The sequence below is a fragment of the Aminobacter sp. MET-1 genome, assembly GCF_026521175.1.
Lineage (GTDB): Bacteria > Pseudomonadota > Alphaproteobacteria > Rhizobiales > Rhizobiaceae > Aminobacter.
Genome location: NZ_JAMSHL010000003.1, coordinates 136,441 through 152,244, shown reverse-complemented (window position 1 = coordinate 152,244; position 15,804 = coordinate 136,441). Strand labels below are relative to the sequence as shown.

General features: G+C 64.9%; 17 protein-coding genes. 7 read left to right on the top strand and 10 right to left on the bottom strand.

Annotation, left to right across the window (positions count from 1 at the left end):
• Nucleotides 1-85 precede the first annotated feature (85 nt).
• Nucleotides 86-2,041, top strand: a complete 1,956-nt coding sequence (dnaG, locus tag NDO48_RS05735) for a DNA primase (RefSeq protein ID WP_267321073.1) — start codon at nucleotides 86-88, stop codon at nucleotides 2,039-2,041.
• A 326-nt stretch (nucleotides 2,042-2,367) separates the two neighbouring features.
• Nucleotides 2,368-4,392 carry an RNA polymerase sigma factor RpoD gene (gene rpoD / locus NDO48_RS05730; protein ID WP_018428855.1) on the top strand — a complete coding sequence of 675 codons (2,025 nt, stop codon included), beginning with the start codon at nucleotides 2,368-2,370 and terminating at the stop codon, nucleotides 4,390-4,392.
• A gap of 58 nt (nucleotides 4,393-4,450) precedes the next feature.
• Here the strand turns inward: rpoD and NDO48_RS05725 are convergent, their stop codons facing one another.
• The 3 genes from NDO48_RS05725 to NDO48_RS05715 form a co-directional block, all read right to left on the bottom strand.
• Nucleotides 4,451-4,852, bottom strand: a complete 402-nt coding sequence (locus NDO48_RS05725; protein WP_267321072.1) for a DUF930 domain-containing protein — start codon at nucleotides 4,850-4,852, stop codon at nucleotides 4,451-4,453.
• Nucleotides 4,853-5,262: 410 nt separating this feature from the next.
• Nucleotides 5,263-5,829 (bottom strand): class I SAM-dependent methyltransferase, encoded by a 567-nt coding sequence (locus tag NDO48_RS05720; protein ID WP_267321071.1) that lies wholly within the window; start codon nucleotides 5,827-5,829, stop codon nucleotides 5,263-5,265.
• 29 nt (nucleotides 5,830-5,858) lie between these two features.
• Nucleotides 5,859-6,617: an SDR family oxidoreductase gene (locus NDO48_RS05715; RefSeq protein WP_267321070.1), complete on the bottom strand. Its 759-nt coding sequence runs from the start codon at nucleotides 6,615-6,617 to the stop codon at nucleotides 5,859-5,861.
• Nucleotides 6,618-6,728: 111 nt separating this feature from the next.
• Here NDO48_RS05715 and NDO48_RS05710 point away from each other — a divergent pair, with 111 nt between their 5' ends.
• Nucleotides 6,729-7,328 carry a TetR/AcrR family transcriptional regulator gene (locus tag NDO48_RS05710; protein WP_267321069.1) on the top strand — a complete coding sequence of 200 codons (600 nt, stop codon included), beginning with the start codon at nucleotides 6,729-6,731 and terminating at the stop codon, nucleotides 7,326-7,328.
• A 79-nt stretch (nucleotides 7,329-7,407) separates the two neighbouring features.
• Here NDO48_RS05710 and NDO48_RS05705 read toward each other — a convergent pair whose 3' ends face one another.
• The 4 genes from NDO48_RS05705 to NDO48_RS05690 form a co-directional block, all read right to left on the bottom strand.
• Nucleotides 7,408-8,199, bottom strand: coding sequence for a phytanoyl-CoA dioxygenase family protein (locus NDO48_RS05705; RefSeq protein ID WP_267321068.1), 792 nt, complete (start codon nucleotides 8,197-8,199; stop codon nucleotides 7,408-7,410).
• A gap of 259 nt (nucleotides 8,200-8,458) precedes the next feature.
• Nucleotides 8,459-8,845 carry a DUF1801 domain-containing protein gene (locus tag NDO48_RS05700; RefSeq protein WP_267321067.1) on the bottom strand — a complete coding sequence of 129 codons (387 nt, stop codon included), beginning with the start codon at nucleotides 8,843-8,845 and terminating at the stop codon, nucleotides 8,459-8,461.
• A gap of 105 nt (nucleotides 8,846-8,950) precedes the next feature.
• The gene (locus tag NDO48_RS05695; RefSeq protein WP_267321188.1) at nucleotides 8,951-9,388 is read right to left on the bottom strand and encodes an acetyltransferase; all 438 of its coding nucleotides are present in this window, start codon (nucleotides 9,386-9,388) and stop codon (nucleotides 8,951-8,953) included.
• A 148-nt stretch (nucleotides 9,389-9,536) separates the two neighbouring features.
• A complete protein-coding gene (locus tag NDO48_RS05690; RefSeq protein WP_267321066.1) occupies nucleotides 9,537-10,757 on the bottom strand; it encodes a citrate synthase family protein in 1,221 nt (406 codons plus the stop codon).
• A 76-nt stretch (nucleotides 10,758-10,833) separates the two neighbouring features.
• Here NDO48_RS05690 and NDO48_RS05685 point away from each other — a divergent pair, with 76 nt between their 5' ends.
• The 3 genes from NDO48_RS05685 to NDO48_RS05675 all read left to right on the top strand — a co-directional run bounded on the left by NDO48_RS05685 (nucleotide 10,834) and on the right by NDO48_RS05675 (nucleotide 12,817).
• Complete coding sequence (locus NDO48_RS05685; protein WP_267321065.1) at nucleotides 10,834-11,916, top strand: citrate synthase; 1,083 nt, start codon at nucleotides 10,834-10,836, stop codon at nucleotides 11,914-11,916.
• 122 nt (nucleotides 11,917-12,038) lie between these two features.
• The gene (locus tag NDO48_RS05680; RefSeq protein WP_267321064.1) at nucleotides 12,039-12,296 is read left to right on the top strand and encodes a DUF333 domain-containing protein; all 258 of its coding nucleotides are present in this window, start codon (nucleotides 12,039-12,041) and stop codon (nucleotides 12,294-12,296) included.
• Nucleotides 12,297-12,502: 206 nt separating this feature from the next.
• Nucleotides 12,503-12,817 (top strand): DUF3303 domain-containing protein, encoded by a 315-nt coding sequence (locus NDO48_RS05675; RefSeq protein ID WP_018428843.1) that lies wholly within the window; start codon nucleotides 12,503-12,505, stop codon nucleotides 12,815-12,817.
• Nucleotides 12,818-12,844: 27 nt separating this feature from the next.
• On the opposite strand, the gene NDO48_RS05670 is transcribed toward NDO48_RS05675, so the two are convergent.
• The 3 genes from NDO48_RS05670 to NDO48_RS05660 form a co-directional block, all read right to left on the bottom strand.
• Nucleotides 12,845-13,501 (bottom strand): isoprenylcysteine carboxylmethyltransferase family protein, encoded by a 657-nt coding sequence (locus tag NDO48_RS05670; protein ID WP_323848089.1) that lies wholly within the window; start codon nucleotides 13,499-13,501, stop codon nucleotides 12,845-12,847.
• 155 nt (nucleotides 13,502-13,656) lie between these two features.
• Nucleotides 13,657-13,917, bottom strand: coding sequence for a YiaA/YiaB family inner membrane protein (locus tag NDO48_RS05665; protein WP_267321062.1), 261 nt, complete (start codon nucleotides 13,915-13,917; stop codon nucleotides 13,657-13,659).
• Nucleotides 13,918-14,008: 91 nt separating this feature from the next.
• On the bottom strand, nucleotides 14,009-14,707 hold the full coding sequence (locus NDO48_RS05660; RefSeq protein ID WP_267321061.1) for a PspA/IM30 family protein: 699 nt from the start codon (nucleotides 14,705-14,707) through the stop codon (nucleotides 14,009-14,011).
• Between the two features lie 152 nt (nucleotides 14,708-14,859).
• Between NDO48_RS05660 and NDO48_RS05655 the strand changes: the two genes are divergently transcribed.
• Nucleotides 14,860-15,477 (top strand): TetR/AcrR family transcriptional regulator, encoded by a 618-nt coding sequence (locus tag NDO48_RS05655; protein ID WP_018428839.1) that lies wholly within the window; start codon nucleotides 14,860-14,862, stop codon nucleotides 15,475-15,477.
• Nucleotides 15,478-15,804 lie beyond the last annotated feature (327 nt).

Genomic DNA, 15,804 nt, shown 5'->3' with positions numbered 1-15,804 from the left:
ACCTGTGAAAACCGGGCATGGGTGCGAATAGGGGTCGCTGGCCGGCGTGGGCTTGCTTATATGAGGATGAAACAAGCAGGGCCCGATGCGCTTTTCCGACGGATTTTTGAGCGAGATACGCGACCGCGTGCCGATTTCGGCCGTGATCGGCCAGCGCGTGACCTGGGATCGCAAGAAGACCAACACCCAGAAGGGCGACTTCTGGGCCTGCTGCCCGTTCCATGGCGAAAAGTCGCCGTCGTTCCACTGCGAGGACCGCAAGGGCCGTTACCACTGCTTCGGTTGTGGCGTGACCGGCGACCATTTCCGCTTCCTCACCGAACTCGACGGCATGAGCTTTCCCGAAGCGGTCGAGCGTATCGCCGAGATGGCGGGTGTGCCGTTGCCGGCGCGCGACGCCCAGGAAGAGCGGCGCGAGCGCGAGAGGGCGTCGCTGCACGACGTCATGGAGCTGGCGACGCAGTTCTTCCAGGACCGGATGCAGGGGGCGGACGGGGCCAAGGCCCGCGCCTATCTGCGCGACCGCGGACTGACGCCTGCGACGCAGCAGTCGTTCCGGCTCGGCTATGCGCCTGAAAGCCGCAATGCGCTGAAGGAGTTCCTGGCCTCCAAGGGCGTCGAAAAGGTCCAGATGGAGGCCTGCGGGCTGACGGTGTTCGAGGACGTGCCGGTGTCCTATGACCGGTTCCGCGACCGCATCATGTTCCCGATCCCGGATTCGCGCGGGCGCATCATCGCCTTTGGCGGCCGCGCCATGTCGGCGGACGCGCCGGCCAAATATCTGAACTCGCCCGAGACCGAGCTCTTCCACAAGGGCAACGTGCTCTACAACTTCGCCCGGGCCCGCAAGGCGCTGCAGAAGGGCGGGGCGGTGATCGCCGTCGAAGGTTATATGGACGTGATCGCGCTGGCCCAGGCCGGGTTCGAGAATGCGGTGGCGCCGCTCGGCACGGCGCTGACGGAGAACCAGCTCGAGCTTCTGTGGCGCATGTCGGGCGAGCCGGTGCTGTGTTTCGACGGCGACAAGGCTGGCCTGAAGGCGGCCTACCGCGCCGCCGACATGGTGCTGCCGCTGGTGGCGCCGGGCCATACGGCGCGCTTTGCACTGCTGCCCGAGGGCAAGGACCCCGACGATCTGGTCAAGGCCGAGGGGCCGGAGGCGTTCCGCACGGTGCTTGAGGCGGCAAGGCCCTTGTCCGACCTGATCTGGATGCGCGAGACGTCGAACGGCATCTTCGAGACGCCGGAGCGGCGGGCGGAGCTTGAAAAGACGCTGCGCGAGCTGACCAGCCGGATCAAGGACGAGAGCGTCCGCTACCACTACCAGCAGGAGATGCGCGAGCGGGTGCTGAATTTTTTCGGCAGCCAGCGCGGCCGCCAGCAGGGCGGCCAGGGCGCGGGCGGCAAGGGCTCGTTCAACAAGGGCGGCAAGGGCGGCGAGCGCGGCCAGTGGAACAAGGGTGGGCCAGGTGTCGCCGCCGGCAGGCTGGCGGTGTCCGACAGCCTTGCGCGTTCGGCCCTGGTCAAGCGCGCCGGCAGCATCCTGCCGCTGCGCGAAACCTGCCTTGTCGTGGCGCTGGTCAATCACCCCACGCTGGTCGACGAGAATTTCGACCATGTCGAAAGGCTCGATCTCAGCAATGCCGAGCTCAGGCAGCTGCATGTCGCGCTGATCGACGCGATGGCCCATGACGAGGCCAACAACCGCGACGAGGTGGTGGGCGCCATCAGCCGCGCCGGCTGCAACGAGATCTGGGAGCGGGCCGTGGCACTTGTGCGCAAGGCGCGCCAGTGGACGGCGCTGGAGGATGCGGCGCTCGAAGACGCCCGCGACGCCTTCGCGCAGACGTTGCACTTGCACCGAAGCGCTCGCACCTTACATAAGGAACTGAAACAGGCCGAAGCGGCACTCGCAACCGATCCGACGGACGAAAATTATCGGCATCTGGTGGAGATCCAGGCGCAGTTTCATGACGTGCAGGCCACCGAAGCGCTTATCGAAGGCTTTGGCGTGTCCTCTGGCCGAACCGGGCGGAATTGAGGCGGGGACGCTGTCCATCCAGCAATTGATTCGCCTTTTTGAGGCGAATCATGCGACAGGCGCTTGACCTTCCGCCAGAATGACGGAATCAGGTCGATTCGAAAAGTTAACCGGTAGCCAGGCTGCCGATCGAGTCACTGGCCTGAAAATGCGGGGTGGTGGTGCTTGTCACTGGACAGGAAGATATTCCGCCACAGATATCAGGGTTAATCTGGACTTAAGACAGGTGAAGCTACTGGCAGTTCAGGCGCAGGTTGGATGAGCGCATCTGATTTGCACTGTACGGAAGTTTAAGCGGCTGAAAGGCCGTCTGGAGAAAGCGAAGAATGGCGACAAAAGAAAAGGAAGAGGTCGAGACCGAACGCGAGGGCGCAACCGACGGCCCCTTGCTCGACCTTTCCGATGACGCTGTCAAGAAGATGATCAAAGTCGCGAAGAAGCGCGGCTATGTCACCATGGACGAGCTGAATTCGGTGCTGCCCTCGGAGGAAGTGACCTCCGAACAGATCGAGGACACGATGGCGATGCTGTCCGACATGGGCATCAACGTCGTCGAGGACGACGAGCAGGGCGAAGAGGCCGAAGCCGCTGAAGGCGACGCCGAGGAAGACGCCAACGAGCTTGCCGAACAGACCGGCACGGCCGTTGCCGCCACCACGACCAAGAAAGAGCCCACCGACCGTACCGACGACCCTGTGCGCATGTATCTGCGCGAGATGGGGTCGGTCGAGCTTCTGTCGCGTGAGGGCGAAATCGCCATCGCCAAGCGCATCGAGGCAGGCCGCGAGACGATGATCGCCGGCCTGTGCGAGAGCCCGCTGACCTTCCAGGCCATCATCATCTGGCGCGACGAGCTCAACGAAGCCAAGATTCTGCTGCGCGAGATCATCGATCTCGAAGCCACCTATGCCGGCCCCGAGGCCAAGCAGGCGCCGATCGTCGAGCGCGTCGACGAAGACGCCAAGCCGAAGGACGAGCCCAAGGCCGGCCGCCGGCGCGGCGGCGACGACGAGGACGACATCACCAATGTCGGCGGCGACAATCGCGGCGAGGAAGAGGAAGAAGACGAGGACGAGGCCAGCCTGTCGCTGGCGGCCATGGAAGCAGAGCTTCGGCCGCAGGTGATGGAGACGCTCGACGTCATCGCCGACACCTACAAGAAGCTGCGCAAGCTGCAGGACCAGCAGGTCGAGAACCGTCTGGCTGCCGCCGGCACGCTGTCGCCGAGCCAGGACCGTCGCCTCAAGGAGCTGAAGGACCAGCTGATCACGGCGGTGAAGTCGCTGTCGCTGAACCAGGCCCGCATCGAGGCCCTGGTCGAGCAGCTCTACGACATCAACAAGCGCCTGGTGCAGAACGAGGGCAAGCTTCTGCGCCTCGCCGAAAGCTATGGCGTGCGCCGCGAGGAGTTCCTCAGGGAATACCAGGGCTCCGAGCTCGACCCGAACTGGATCCGCTCGATCTCGAACCTGTCCAGCCGCGGCTGGAAGGAGTTCACCAAGAACGAGAAGGACACGATCCGCGACCTGCGCGCCGAGATCCAGAATCTCGCCACCGAAACGGCGATCTCGATCCTCGAGTTCCGCAAGATCGTCAACCAGGTCCAGAAGGGCGAACGCGAAGCCGCGATCGCCAAGAAGGAAATGGTCGAGGCAAACCTGCGCCTCGTGATCTCCATCGCCAAGAAATACACCAACCGCGGCCTGCAGTTCCTGGATCTGATCCAGGAAGGCAATATCGGCCTGATGAAGGCCGTCGACAAGTTCGAGTACCGCCGCGGCTACAAGTTCTCGACCTATGCCACATGGTGGATCAGGCAGGCGATCACCCGTTCGATTGCCGACCAGGCCCGCACCATCCGCATTCCGGTGCACATGATCGAGACGATCAACAAGATCGTCCGCACGTCGCGCCAGATGCTGCACGAGATCGGCCGCGAGCCGACGCCGGAAGAACTGGCCGAAAAGCTCGCCATGCCGCTCGAAAAGGTGCGCAAGGTGCTGAAGATCGCCAAGGAGCCGATCTCGCTCGAAACCCCCGTGGGCGACGAGGAGGATTCGCATCTCGGCGATTTCATCGAGGACAAGATGGCGATCCTGCCGATCGACGCGGCGATCCAGGCCAATCTGCGCGAAACGACCACGCGCGTGCTGGCCTCGCTCACCCCGCGTGAGGAACGCGTGCTGCGCATGCGCTTCGGCATCGGCATGAACACCGACCACACGCTGGAAGAAGTCGGCCAGCAGTTCTCGGTCACCCGCGAACGTATCCGTCAGATCGAGGCCAAGGCGCTGCGCAAGCTCAAGCACCCGAGCCGGTCGCGCAAGCTGCGCTCGTTCCTCGACAGCTGATCGGTTCGACATCGTTCAGGAAAAGCCCGGCTCAGGCCGGGCTTTTTCGTTTCGGCGCCTAGTCTTCCGGGTCGCCGGCGACGAGGTTGTATTCGGCCCATCTCGCCTCCGGGATCGGCGCGCCGACACTGAACTCGAAAGCCGTGACAGCGCCTTCGGCGACATCGCAAGAGAAGGTCACGCCGTACCAGAGCCCCCTTGAACGGAAGGCTCCGCCTTGCGCGTGGATCGCGCCGCCGTCGATGCCGAGATTGCCGGTTGCATAGGGGACGACGAGATCGGGGCGGAATTCTGCCTTCCAGCGACGGATCTGCTCCATGGCCTCGATGTTGCAGAGCTGGATGGCGCGTTCGTCGGGGGCAAAGGTCGTAAGCTCCTGCCGGGCGCGGCGGCTGCGCGGATCGGCGAGCACCTTGGCGGCGTAGAAGCTGTGTGCCTTGACCAGGGCCGGTTTTGGCACTGCCGGCGCTTCGGCTGCTTGGGTTTCGGGCGCTTGGGTTGCGGGCGCTTGGGGTGCGGGCGCTTGAGTTGCGGGCTCTGGGGTTTTGGGCGCTTCGGGCGCCTCGGGCCGTGGTGGGAGCGCAGCGCTGGGTGACTGCGCACCGGTGGGAGCTTGCGGTTGGAGTTTCGCCTGATCGGGCGTGGGCGCCACCAGCTCGACCGGCACCGAATCCTCCGCAGGAAGCCTCAACTGATGCGGCCTCGGCAACGACAGGATGGCCGCCAGCAGCAGGCCATGCAGTGCCAGCGAGATGGGCCAGCTGGGATCCAGTTTCACGGCATGCGTCATGCGACCGGCTTTCTGATGCAGCCGGTTGGTTCGCCTGTCACTGTGGCGCGATTGCGGCGCGGGCTACGGCCGCTCGCCGGTCAGCCCGCCCAGTTGCGTTTGCGCCTGAAGACGTAGACGACCGCCGGCGGCAGGTTGCGGCAGACACGCGGCGAGCGCGTGAACTCCAGGCCGAGGCTTTCGGCGATGCTTTTGCGCAGCGGCGAGAACAGCCCGTAGGTGAACTGGATGTAGACGCCGTCCGGCCCGAGCCGCGAGAAGGCGGCGGACAGGATCGCCTGCTGCTGGCTGGCCGACATCGACAGCAGCGGCAGGCCCGAGACGACGGCATCGACATGTGCGGGGCCTGACGACGCCAGTTTCTCGGCCGGTTCGTCAAAGACGGACACGTCGGGATGACGCTCGCGCAGCATGCGGCAGAAGACCGGGTTGACCTCGTAGAGGAAGAGATCGGCAGGCGCGATGCCGAGCTTGAGGATTTCGCGGGTGATGTTGCCGGTGCCGGGTCCGAACTCGGCGACCCGCCGCGCCGAGTGTGGAATCTGGCCCGCCATGAGCTGGCACAAGCTCGGCGACGAAGGCGCAAGGGCCGACACCTCACGGGGTTTTCGCAGCAGTTGGGCTGCGAAGGTGTTGAATTCGGTCATCTCTGAGGTCCTGGCTGGGGGATAGACGGTCAGCGGTCGCGCATGATGCGGTAGGCGAGCCCGGGCGAAAGCCGGTGGACGAGGCGCAGAAGCCTGGTCTTTTCGATCCAGATCTCGTCGAGCCCGCGTTCGACGCCTGAAATGACGTCGGCGGCGGCGCGTGCCGGGGGGTATTTGCGGAACGAACCGGCGCGCGACAGCGTGGTGTCGACGACGGTCATGACGGCCTCGGTGACCTGGACCGGCAGCCTCGCGGCGCGGCACTGGTCGCGCAGCGAACGGGTGAAGCTGCGCAGGGCGGCCTTGGTGGCGCAGTAGACGGCGGCCCCGCGCTTCGGCGCGATGGCGAGCCCGGAGGTGATGTTGACGATGGCCGAGGCGGGGTGGGCCTTCAGCACGGGCACCATGGCGACCGACAGCTGAAGCGGTGCGGCCAGGTTGACCGAAATCTCGGCCGCTATGGCGTCGAGCCGGGCCGGGCCGTCCGCTGTCAGGTCGTCGTGATGCATGATTGCGGCGTTGTTGATCAGGACGCTGCATTGTGGATGCGTTTCGCGCAGCCAGTGTGACAGGGCCTCGACGCCGCCGGGCGCGCCGAGGTCGGCCTGCATGACGGTGACCGAGCCATTGAGCTCCATCGCCAGCGCGTTGAGCGAGGCTGCGTCGCGTCCGACCGCGATCACATGCGCGCCTTTGGCGACCAGCTGGCGGGAGAGCTCCAGGCCGATGCCGCGCGCGCCGCCGGTGATGAGCACGGTTCTGGTGTCGAAGTCGAAAGTCTTGCGCATTCCCTGACCCGGTCGGCTCCCTGTTCAGGCGACTTGCCTGTTGACCCGTGTTCGGGTGCGGGAAATATTGCGAATATTCGCTTCCCCCTCTACTCGCATCCGAGGAACGCCTTGCAGTCCAGGCTGAACCCCCGCAAGACGCCGCGGCAAGAGCGCAGTGCCGTCACTTGCGCTGCGATCCTGGAGGCGGCTGCTCGCATTCTGGAGACGTCGGGAAGCCAGGGACTCACCACCAATCATGTCGCTGTGCTGGCGGGCGTTTCTGTCGGCACGCTCTACCAATACTTCCCGGCGAAAGAGGCGATACTGGCCGAGCTGGTCCGCCGGATGCGCCAGGAGATGCTGGCCGACTTCGTCGGTGCAGCCCGCCAGGCCGAAGGCAAGGGGCTTGGCGATGCCGTCGATGCGATGGCGGCGGCGAGCCTGCGCCATCATCTCAGGCGACCGGCCCTGGCGCAGGCGCTGGAGCATGAGGAGCTCGAGCTCAAGCTCGACAAGGAGACGGTGCAGCTGAAGGCCGACATGCGCGACCTGATCGTCGGCGTCCTGCGCGACCACGGCATCGACCAGCCGGAGCGGACGGCCTTCGACCTGATGGCGCTGTCCAGGGGCATCGTCGACGCCGCGGTTCGGGCCGGCGAGCGCGACTTCGACGATCTGCAGGCGCGGCTGCGCCGGGCGGTTTCAGGCTATCTTGGCGTCGCTGGCTAAATTGTCTTCGCAATTCCTGATGGAAAACATTGCTCAGGAAGGCGGGGCCCAGAACGGTCCTGTCCCAGGCCCCTGACGACTAGAGTTCCATCCCAATGGCCCTGCGGATGGCTATTTGCACTGCAGATGGAGGTAGCGACGGGTCAAACTCACCCTTCGGCAGGAGCGGAGGTTGGGCCATGAAACGGGGCCTGGCTCCCCGATGCGGTTGTGCGGAGTGGACGAGGAAGGGGTGGCAGAGATAAACGGTCCCAGGCTCCCCGGTGGCCAGCACTTCGGCACAGTCGGCAGTCGATGCGAAGCCGTCAGCAGCCAGTTCGCCGAGTGTGAGACCTGCCTCTCCGGCTGGCAGCAACTGCTTTGCGATCGTGCTGTGCGACCCTTTCCTGATCTTTGTCGGCGCATCCAATTCACCGACATCGGAGAAGAGGAAAAGCATGAGCAAGGCGCGGCCGCTGCTTTTCACGTTGACCCGCCACTGCATGAAGTCGGGGTTGTCGGTGCCGAAGCTTGCATCAACGTGCCATCCCGCATCACCTGGATCGTTTGGTGACGGAAAACGCACCGGGAAAGTGCCCAGGCCATTGGGCCTCAACCACCGGCCTTCGCCGACCAGGGCATCGTATGATGCGTGCAGGAGCGGTGTGTTGGCGGCCTCCGCGAAAGGCTTGCCAGTCAAAAAGCCCAAGCGCACAACCGGCTGTTTCCACGTCTCTGGCGCGTCGGGGGAAAGGCCCATGGCCCTCCAAAGCTGCTCCTGCCCCTGTGAGGCAAGGCCGCCATCGAAGGCACCCTCCAGTTTGATGTATCCATGTTCAATGAAGTGCGCGATCTGAGCCTCACTCAGACCGGAACTATTAGCTTCCGACATTCGACAATTCTCCGCACGGCCTCCACTCGGGACAGGCCGTTATGATCTTAAGCGGGCACCTGGATGCTACGACGATACTGGAGCGTCAGATCAGCGGGAAGAGTGTGGACTTAAACATCATCATGGCGCGTGTTTAGCAGCCGCATATTTTCCAGGCAAGAATGTCAGCAATCTGGCTCAAAGTCAGATAACGATGTCCGCACTTCAGAATATGACGGAATGCATACTCTGGCCGAAATGGAGTCGACAGCCGAATGGCCTAGACGCCCTTCGTCGGGTCGCCGACCTCGTTGTTCAGCCGCACGGCTTCGCGGACGAGCGTTTCGGCAAGCCCGATGTCGACCGTGTCGCCCTCGACGAAGGTCATGGTGGCGAGCTGGTATTTGCCGCCCGCCTTCAGCCTCGGCTCGATGTGGCGCAGCCGCTTGCCGCGCCAGAAGCCGAACAGCACGCGCGCTTGCTCGGCACGGATGAGCAGGACCGGGCCATTGGAAAAGCAGACGATGTGGCCCCATTTGATGCGCGCCTCGGGATCGCCCGCCGCGCGCGTGGCCGCGCGCAGGGCTTCGACGATGTCGCGGCGCCAGCCGCTCAAGGCCTCGACATAGGCCTCCGGGCTCTCGGCCGGAATTTCCCTGCGCATCATCGGCTGTACTCCCCGGTCGGGAAGTCTATCCCGGTCGTAGCGGCTGTGAACCCCTTACATTCGGCGCAATGACGTGGCCGGGATCGAAGTTCGGAGGCCGGCCGATCAGTTCAGATGTTCCAGGTGGATGAGCGGATACGGCCGACCCTTTCCGTCGACAGGCGAACGGCCTGTCTGTCTGAACCCCATTCGTTCATAGAAGCGAACAGCCTGATCGTTCTGCGCGTTGACATCGGTTGTCATTTTGGGATGAAGCGCGAGACCGTGCCGCACAAGGGCAGCACCGATGCCGGTTCCGCGATGGGCCGGATCGACGAACAGCGCCTCCATATGCCCACCGTCGATCAGCATGAAGGCCAGCGGGCGGTCGTTTTCATCAACCGCCACCCAGAGAGGCGCTTGCGGGAGGAAACCGCACACCATGTCGTCGATGGCGAGACGATCCGCAGGCGTCAGAAAATCATGCGTGGCGTCAACCGCGCTTCGCCAGATTTCGATGTTGCGGTCGCCCTCGTCGGGGCGGGAACGTCGGATCGTGATCATGGTCCCGGGATACACCAGTTTTTCCAGTGCGCCAGAGGGCTCGCGAAAAGACTTGCCGCAAGGCATGCCACGCATTGGCGACAGCGGCCCGATCGCGCGGCCTTACGGTTTCCTGTTTGCTCTCCGCCCGGTTTTCGATCATTCGCATTCATGAGTTCGAGACCTGGCCGCCGCCACGCCCCAGTGCGGGCCCGACATAGCGGGCGCGCGGGCGGATCAGCACGCCCGAGGTCAGCTGCTCGATGGCATGCGCGACCCAGCCGATGGAGCGGGCGATGGCAAAAAACGCCGTCTCGTGGCCGATCGGCAGGCCGAAGGTGCGCACCATCACCGCCAGCGCGTAGTCGATATTGGGATGCAGGCCGGTGGCTTCGGTGATGAGCGCCGGCGCTTCGACGGCGAGGCGCCGGTCGGCGCCAGCCTCGGCCAGGGACGTGAGCAGGCTGTCGGCGCGCGGATCGCCGTCGCGGTAGACGGTATGGCCGAAGCCGGGGATGCGGTCGCCGATGGCGACACGCTCGCGGATGTTGGCGGCGACATCGGTGGCGGCGAAGTCGGCGACCATATGGGCGGCCAGCGGTCCGGCCCCGCCATGCCTGGGGCCCTTGAGGGCGACCAGCCCTGCGATCAGCGCATCATAGAGGTTGATCCCGGTCGAGGCGGCGCAGCGCACCGTCCAGGTCGATGGGTTGAGCTCGTGGTCGGCGAGCAGCACCAGCGCGCGGCGGAAAATGGCCTGGGCGTGCGGATGACCAGGGGCCCAGGCGTCGGCGACCTGCCGATGGATCGGCGCGGGCGAGGGCGTGGTGCCGAGGATGCCCGAGGTGAGCAGGCGGATGGCGCGGGCGCCGACCTCGACGCGGCCCTGGCGCGAGCGGTTAAAGGCGCGTGAATCGTTGCCGCCGGCCAGCGCCAGCATGGCAATGGCGCGGGGAATGGGTGCTTCGCCCGTTGTGACGGAAGCCACCGACCGCATCGTGTCGCTGACGACAGGCATGTTGGCGGCGGCGAACGGGTCGGCGTCGTTCATGTCCCACAGAAGCGTCGCCGCCTGTTCCAGCGTCGCATGTTCGGCCAGCGCCACCGCCTGGACGCCGCGATAGACCGAGCCTTCGCTGGTGATGGTCGAGATGGCGGAGTCGAGAACCGGCGCTTCGCTTTCGCCGGCGCTTGCCAGACCCGCCGGGGCGCGCCGCGCCAACAGGGCACGGACGTCGTCGGCGCGGTAGCGCCGGGCGCGTGCGTCGTCAGAGGGTTCGGAGCGGATCAGGCCGCGGCTGACATAGGCATAGAGGGTCGCCGGCGAGACGGCGAGCTCGCCTGCGGCCTCGCGGGCGGAGAGATAGAGCGGTTCGGAGGCTTTTTTCATATTGATCAAGCTAATCAAGATTGATCAATATGAAAAGCACCGCATCTTTGTTGCATCGCACCAAGGAGCAGAGCCCATGACACTTCATCAGACCACCGCCGGGCTGGACGGCGTGACCGCGGCCTTAACAGCGCTTTCCCATGTCGACGGCGAGGGCGGCGAACTGATCATCGCCGGCAGCCGCGTGGCGCAGCTGGCGGCCGAGACCGACTTTGAAGGTGTCGCAGCACGGCTGCTGTCGGCGGCGGGCAAGGAAACTGCCGCCGGCGCGCTGAGGGCGAAGCTCGGCGAGGCGCGTGTCCGGGCCTTTGCGCGCCTCGACAAGATCCTGCCCGCCACCGAAGGCCTGGCGCTCGGCGCCGGCTTCCGCGCCGCGATCGCGGCGATCGACAAGGGGGAGGGGCTGGACGACGAGGTCGCGCTTCTGGGCGCGATGCCGGTGCTGGCGGCGGCGCTGGCGCGCCGCGCCGACGGCCTTGCCCCGGTGGCGCCCGATGCGACGCTCGGCCAGGCGGCCGACATGCTCAGGATGATGCGTGGCCAGGCTGCGCGCGAGGCGGAAGCGGCAGCGCTCGATGCCTATCTGGTCACCGTCAGCGACCACGGCATGAACGCCTCGACCTTTGCCGCGCGTGTCGTGGCATCGACCCAGGCCGATCTGTTCATGGCGATCACGGCGGGCTATTGCGCGCTTTCGGGCCCGCTGCATGGCGGAGCGCCTGCGCCTGTTCTCGACATGCTGGAGGCGATCGGCACGGCCGACAACATCGCGCCCTGGATCGACGCCGCCCTTGGGCGCGGCGAGCGCCTGATGGGCTTCGGCCATCGCATCTACAAGGTGCGCGACCCGCGCGCCGACGTGCTGAAGCGCGCGGTGGGCACGCTGGGCTCCGAAGGCATGGATCTCGGGCTCGCCGCCGAGGTCGAGGCTTATGCCCGCGAGGCGCTCGCCCGCGCCAAGCCGGGCCGGCGGCTCGACACCAATGTCGAGTTCTACACGGCGATCCTGCTCGGCGCGCTCGACATTCCGCGCGAGGCCTTCACGCCGGTCTTTGCCGTCGGCCGCACCGCTGGCTGGGTTGCACATGCGCTGGAACAGCAGCGCACCGGCCGCCTGCTGCGCCCGGCGTCGGTCTATACCGGGCCGATGCCGGCCTGAGGCTGGCAACGCGGCATTTTCCAAAAGCCCGGGCACGCTCCCGGGCTTTTTCATTTGGCAATTGCCTTTGCGTTGAACAACTCTAGTTGCAGCGATGGACAGGAAGCTTCAGGGAGAGCGCGATGCGGCAGCTTGCGGCACGTTCGGCGGGACTGGCGGCGATGTCGCTTGTCATCATGGGGGCGGCGGCGGCGCCGGCGCAGAAGCCGGTCGGCCTCGCCAACCCGGCCTCGGTGCATTGCGGCAAGATCGGCGGACGGCTGGAGATCCGCAAGGATGCGGCCGGCAACGAAACCGGCTACTGCCGCCTGCCCGATGGAAATCTGTGCGAGGAATGGGCGCTGTTCCGCGACCAGCAATGCGTGGCGCCGAAAGACTGATCTCGCCGGGTCGGGCGGTGCAAATGTATATTCAATTGTGCTAATATTTATGTGCTGATATTTTTGCCGGGCCGTGCTGTCGGCGGCCTGCATTTGCATGCAGCGCGACCTTTGAACTCGGTCTTTTTGGAAGCTGGAACCATGGCGGCGCGCCTCGTTGGATGTGGCGCGGTTTGCCGTTGCGGCTCAATCGTGGAGGCTGGTCGATGAAATACATGATCAACTGGTTCGAACGCTCGCAAGGTTCGGCGGCGGAATATGAGCAGGCCCAGAAGCGCATACTCGACGTGTTCACCCAGTGGACGCCGCCGGCCAATTTCAAGATCGAGATGTTCGTGGTGCGGGTGGGGGAGTGGGGCGGGCATATGCTTGTCGACTGCGACGACCCGGTGGCCGTCCACAAGGCGTGCTCGACCTTCGCTGCGTTCGAATTCGAGGCGCGGCCGGTGATCCCGGTAGAGGAGGCGGTGCGCGTCGAACTCGAGGCCATTGCCTGGCGCGACGGGCTGAGGCGTCATTGATTGAACACGGCCCTGCGGGCCGCCGCTTCAATACAGCCCGGGGATGAGCCGCCAGGTGCGGCTGAAATAGGCCTCGTAAGGTGCGCCGAAATGCTGGCGCAACAGGCGTTCTTCGGAACGGATGCGCGCCACCAGCGGCACCAAAGTGAGCGCGGTCAGCATCAGGCCTGCACCTGAACGGAAGACCAGCGCCCAGCCGAGCGAATTGACCAGCAGGCCGAGATAGCTGGGATTGCGGATGACGGAATAGATGCCCGAGGTGACCAGCCTGTGCCCGGGCTGGATCGCGACCAGTCCGCTGAACCTGTTGCCGAGCACGAACACCGGCCACAATCTGAGCACGCCGCCCGCCGCAAACAGCGCGACGCCGATCCAGCGCAGGGTTTCGCCGCCGAAGGTCCAGACGTCCAAGCGGTCGGTATAGGCAGGCAGGAAGGCATTGAGCAGGCCGATGACGCCGAAGGCCACGAGCACCCAGCGGTCGGAGCGGTCCTCGCGCTCGCCGCGGCTGAGATTTGCGTCGCTGAACAAGGCAGCAAGCCACAATGCGATGGTGAGGAGGGCAGCAGCGGTGCGCGCCGGATTGGAAAAATAGGCTGTCATGCCGCCCGCGCCGACAAAGGCGAGGCCCAAGGCGACAAGCATGCTTGCCATGGCAAACAGCAGCATTCTGGGCGAGGTCATCGTCATTGCCGCCCGAGGTCCAACTGCAAGCCTTGATAGCAGAAAATGCCGCCGGCAGCGAATGACGGCAAAGGCCCGCGCGGCGTGTACCGCGCGGGCCTGCCAGACAGCTGGCCAGATACCGGCCAGATGCCGGCCAGATGCCGGCCAGAGGGTCATTCCTTGCCGACATACTCGCTGAGCAGCTTTTCGTTGCGGGCCTTTTCGATCTTTGCCGTCTGCTCTGCGGCCAGGCGATCGTCCATGCGGTACTTGACCAGGTTGACCAGCGCGCCGGTGAGCAGCAGCACGCCCATGCCCCAATAGCCCTTGGTCGAGAGATCGACAGGCGCCAGCCACAAGGACAGTGACAGCATGAAATAGGCGACGGCGACGGAAGCGGCGTTGAACAGGATGTAGGTCTGGTTCGGGCTCATGATTTCCTCCTTGGTTGCTGAGACTGAGATTGCTGAGATCTGGGGTTGCTGAGTTGGAATTGCTGAAAGTTGGGGTTGCTGCGACTTGAGATCAGTTGGTCGGCGGGCTTTCGGTGCTGGCTGCGAGACGCTGAAGAACCTGGGCCGCGTCGACCCTGACCGGCCGGCCGTGGCCGGCATTGGCCAGTCTGGTGCGAACGGCATCGCCGTTCAGTTCGTCGTCGATGGCATCGATGACGAAGGCTTCCTCGAGCGGGTCGCTGCGGTCATGGATGCGGGCGATGAGCGCTTCCGCCTCCTTGAAGCCAGTGGAACCACCGAGCGAGCTGTTGAGACCGCGCTGGGCGCGATGCTCGGCGTCGAGCGCCCTGGCCGAGATCAGGCCCTGGTTGAGGTCGACGATCCTGGCATGGGCCTTTTCGATGGACAGCCGCATGCGGGTGATGCGCTGCTCGAGTGCTGCAAGCGTCGCCTGGCGAACCGCGCGCTCATTCTCCAGTTCGGCGATGACGGTCGCCCCGTCATGGGCCAGTTCGTTCGAGCCGGCCTGCAGGGCGCTGGCGGTCCGCTGTTCGAGGTCGCCGATGCGATAAGCGAGGCGCGACAGTGCCGCCTGTTCGCCCCGGTGCCGGATGACGATTGCCGCAAGCGTCTGCTTGGCGGCGGCGAGGCCGGACTGGGCATTCCTGATGTGCTGTTCGAGCAGGTCGATGGCAAAGCGGTTTTCAAGACCGGTTTCAGCCTTGGCTCCCGCCACTGCCAGCAACGACCTGAAGACGTTCCGTATCATGCTTTCCTCCCATGAACATTGTTCATATTTGCAGGCTACCATAAAATGAACATTGTTCAAGAGGAATTTTGAACGATGTTCATTTTAGGTCGTCCGTGCTATCAGGATGGCAAGGGCAGGGCTTCGACACAGGCCCTAGAGACAGGAATCACATGGCGCTGGATCGCAACGAAACCAAGGAACGGGTGCTCGGCATCGCCGAGCGGCTGCTCAACGAGGGCGGGGCTGCCAGGCTGCAGGCGCGCACCATCGCCGGCGAGGCCGGGATCGCCGTCGGCTCGATCTACAATCTGTTCGGCGACCTGACCGGCATCCTGCGGGCGGTCAACACCAGGCTCTTGGAAAAGCTCGATGCTGCCGGCAAGCAGGTGCTCGGCGAGCTGGAGCGTCAAGGCGTGAGCGATCCGGTGCAGCTGCTTCTGGCGCTGGCCGGGGTCTATCAGCGTTTCGTCGGCGAAAATCCCGGCAGCTGGCAGTCGCTTCTGGCCACCGGCCTTGCCGGGGAGCCCTCTGATGAAACCAGGGCTTACGAGGATCGGCTGTCCAGCAGCTTCATGCTCATTGCCGACATTCTGGAAAAGAGCGGCCTGATAACCGACCCGCGCCTGAGAGGGACGGCAGCCCATGCCTTGTGGTCGAGCGTCCATGGCATCGTCAGCGTCGGTTATGCGACCGAGGCCATCGAGGGCAGGCGAGGGGACGTGTCGGAGCAGATAACGCTTCTGGTGACGACCTTCGTTGCCGGCCTCAGGCAAAAGGCGAGCGCCTGACGGGGCAGGCGTAAGACCCGCGCAGTTTGCGCCGTGCGGATCCTTGGAGGTGACAAGCCATCGAGGGCGCAAACTTCCTTCTCCCCTTTTGGGAGAAGGTGGATCGGCGCGCAGCGCCGAGACGGATGAGGGGTGTTGGAAGAAATGAGAGGGCAGAGGCTGGTGCCCTCCTGAAACGCCGCGTTCCGTCCAACACCCCTCATCCGCCCCTTCGGGGCACCTTCTCCCACAGGGGGAGAAGGAAAGGTCGCGGCGCCCGGCCCTTTGCTACCGCGCCGCGCGTTTGTCGTTGGAAAAGCCAAATCGTTGGCTTTTCCTGGCCTTCGG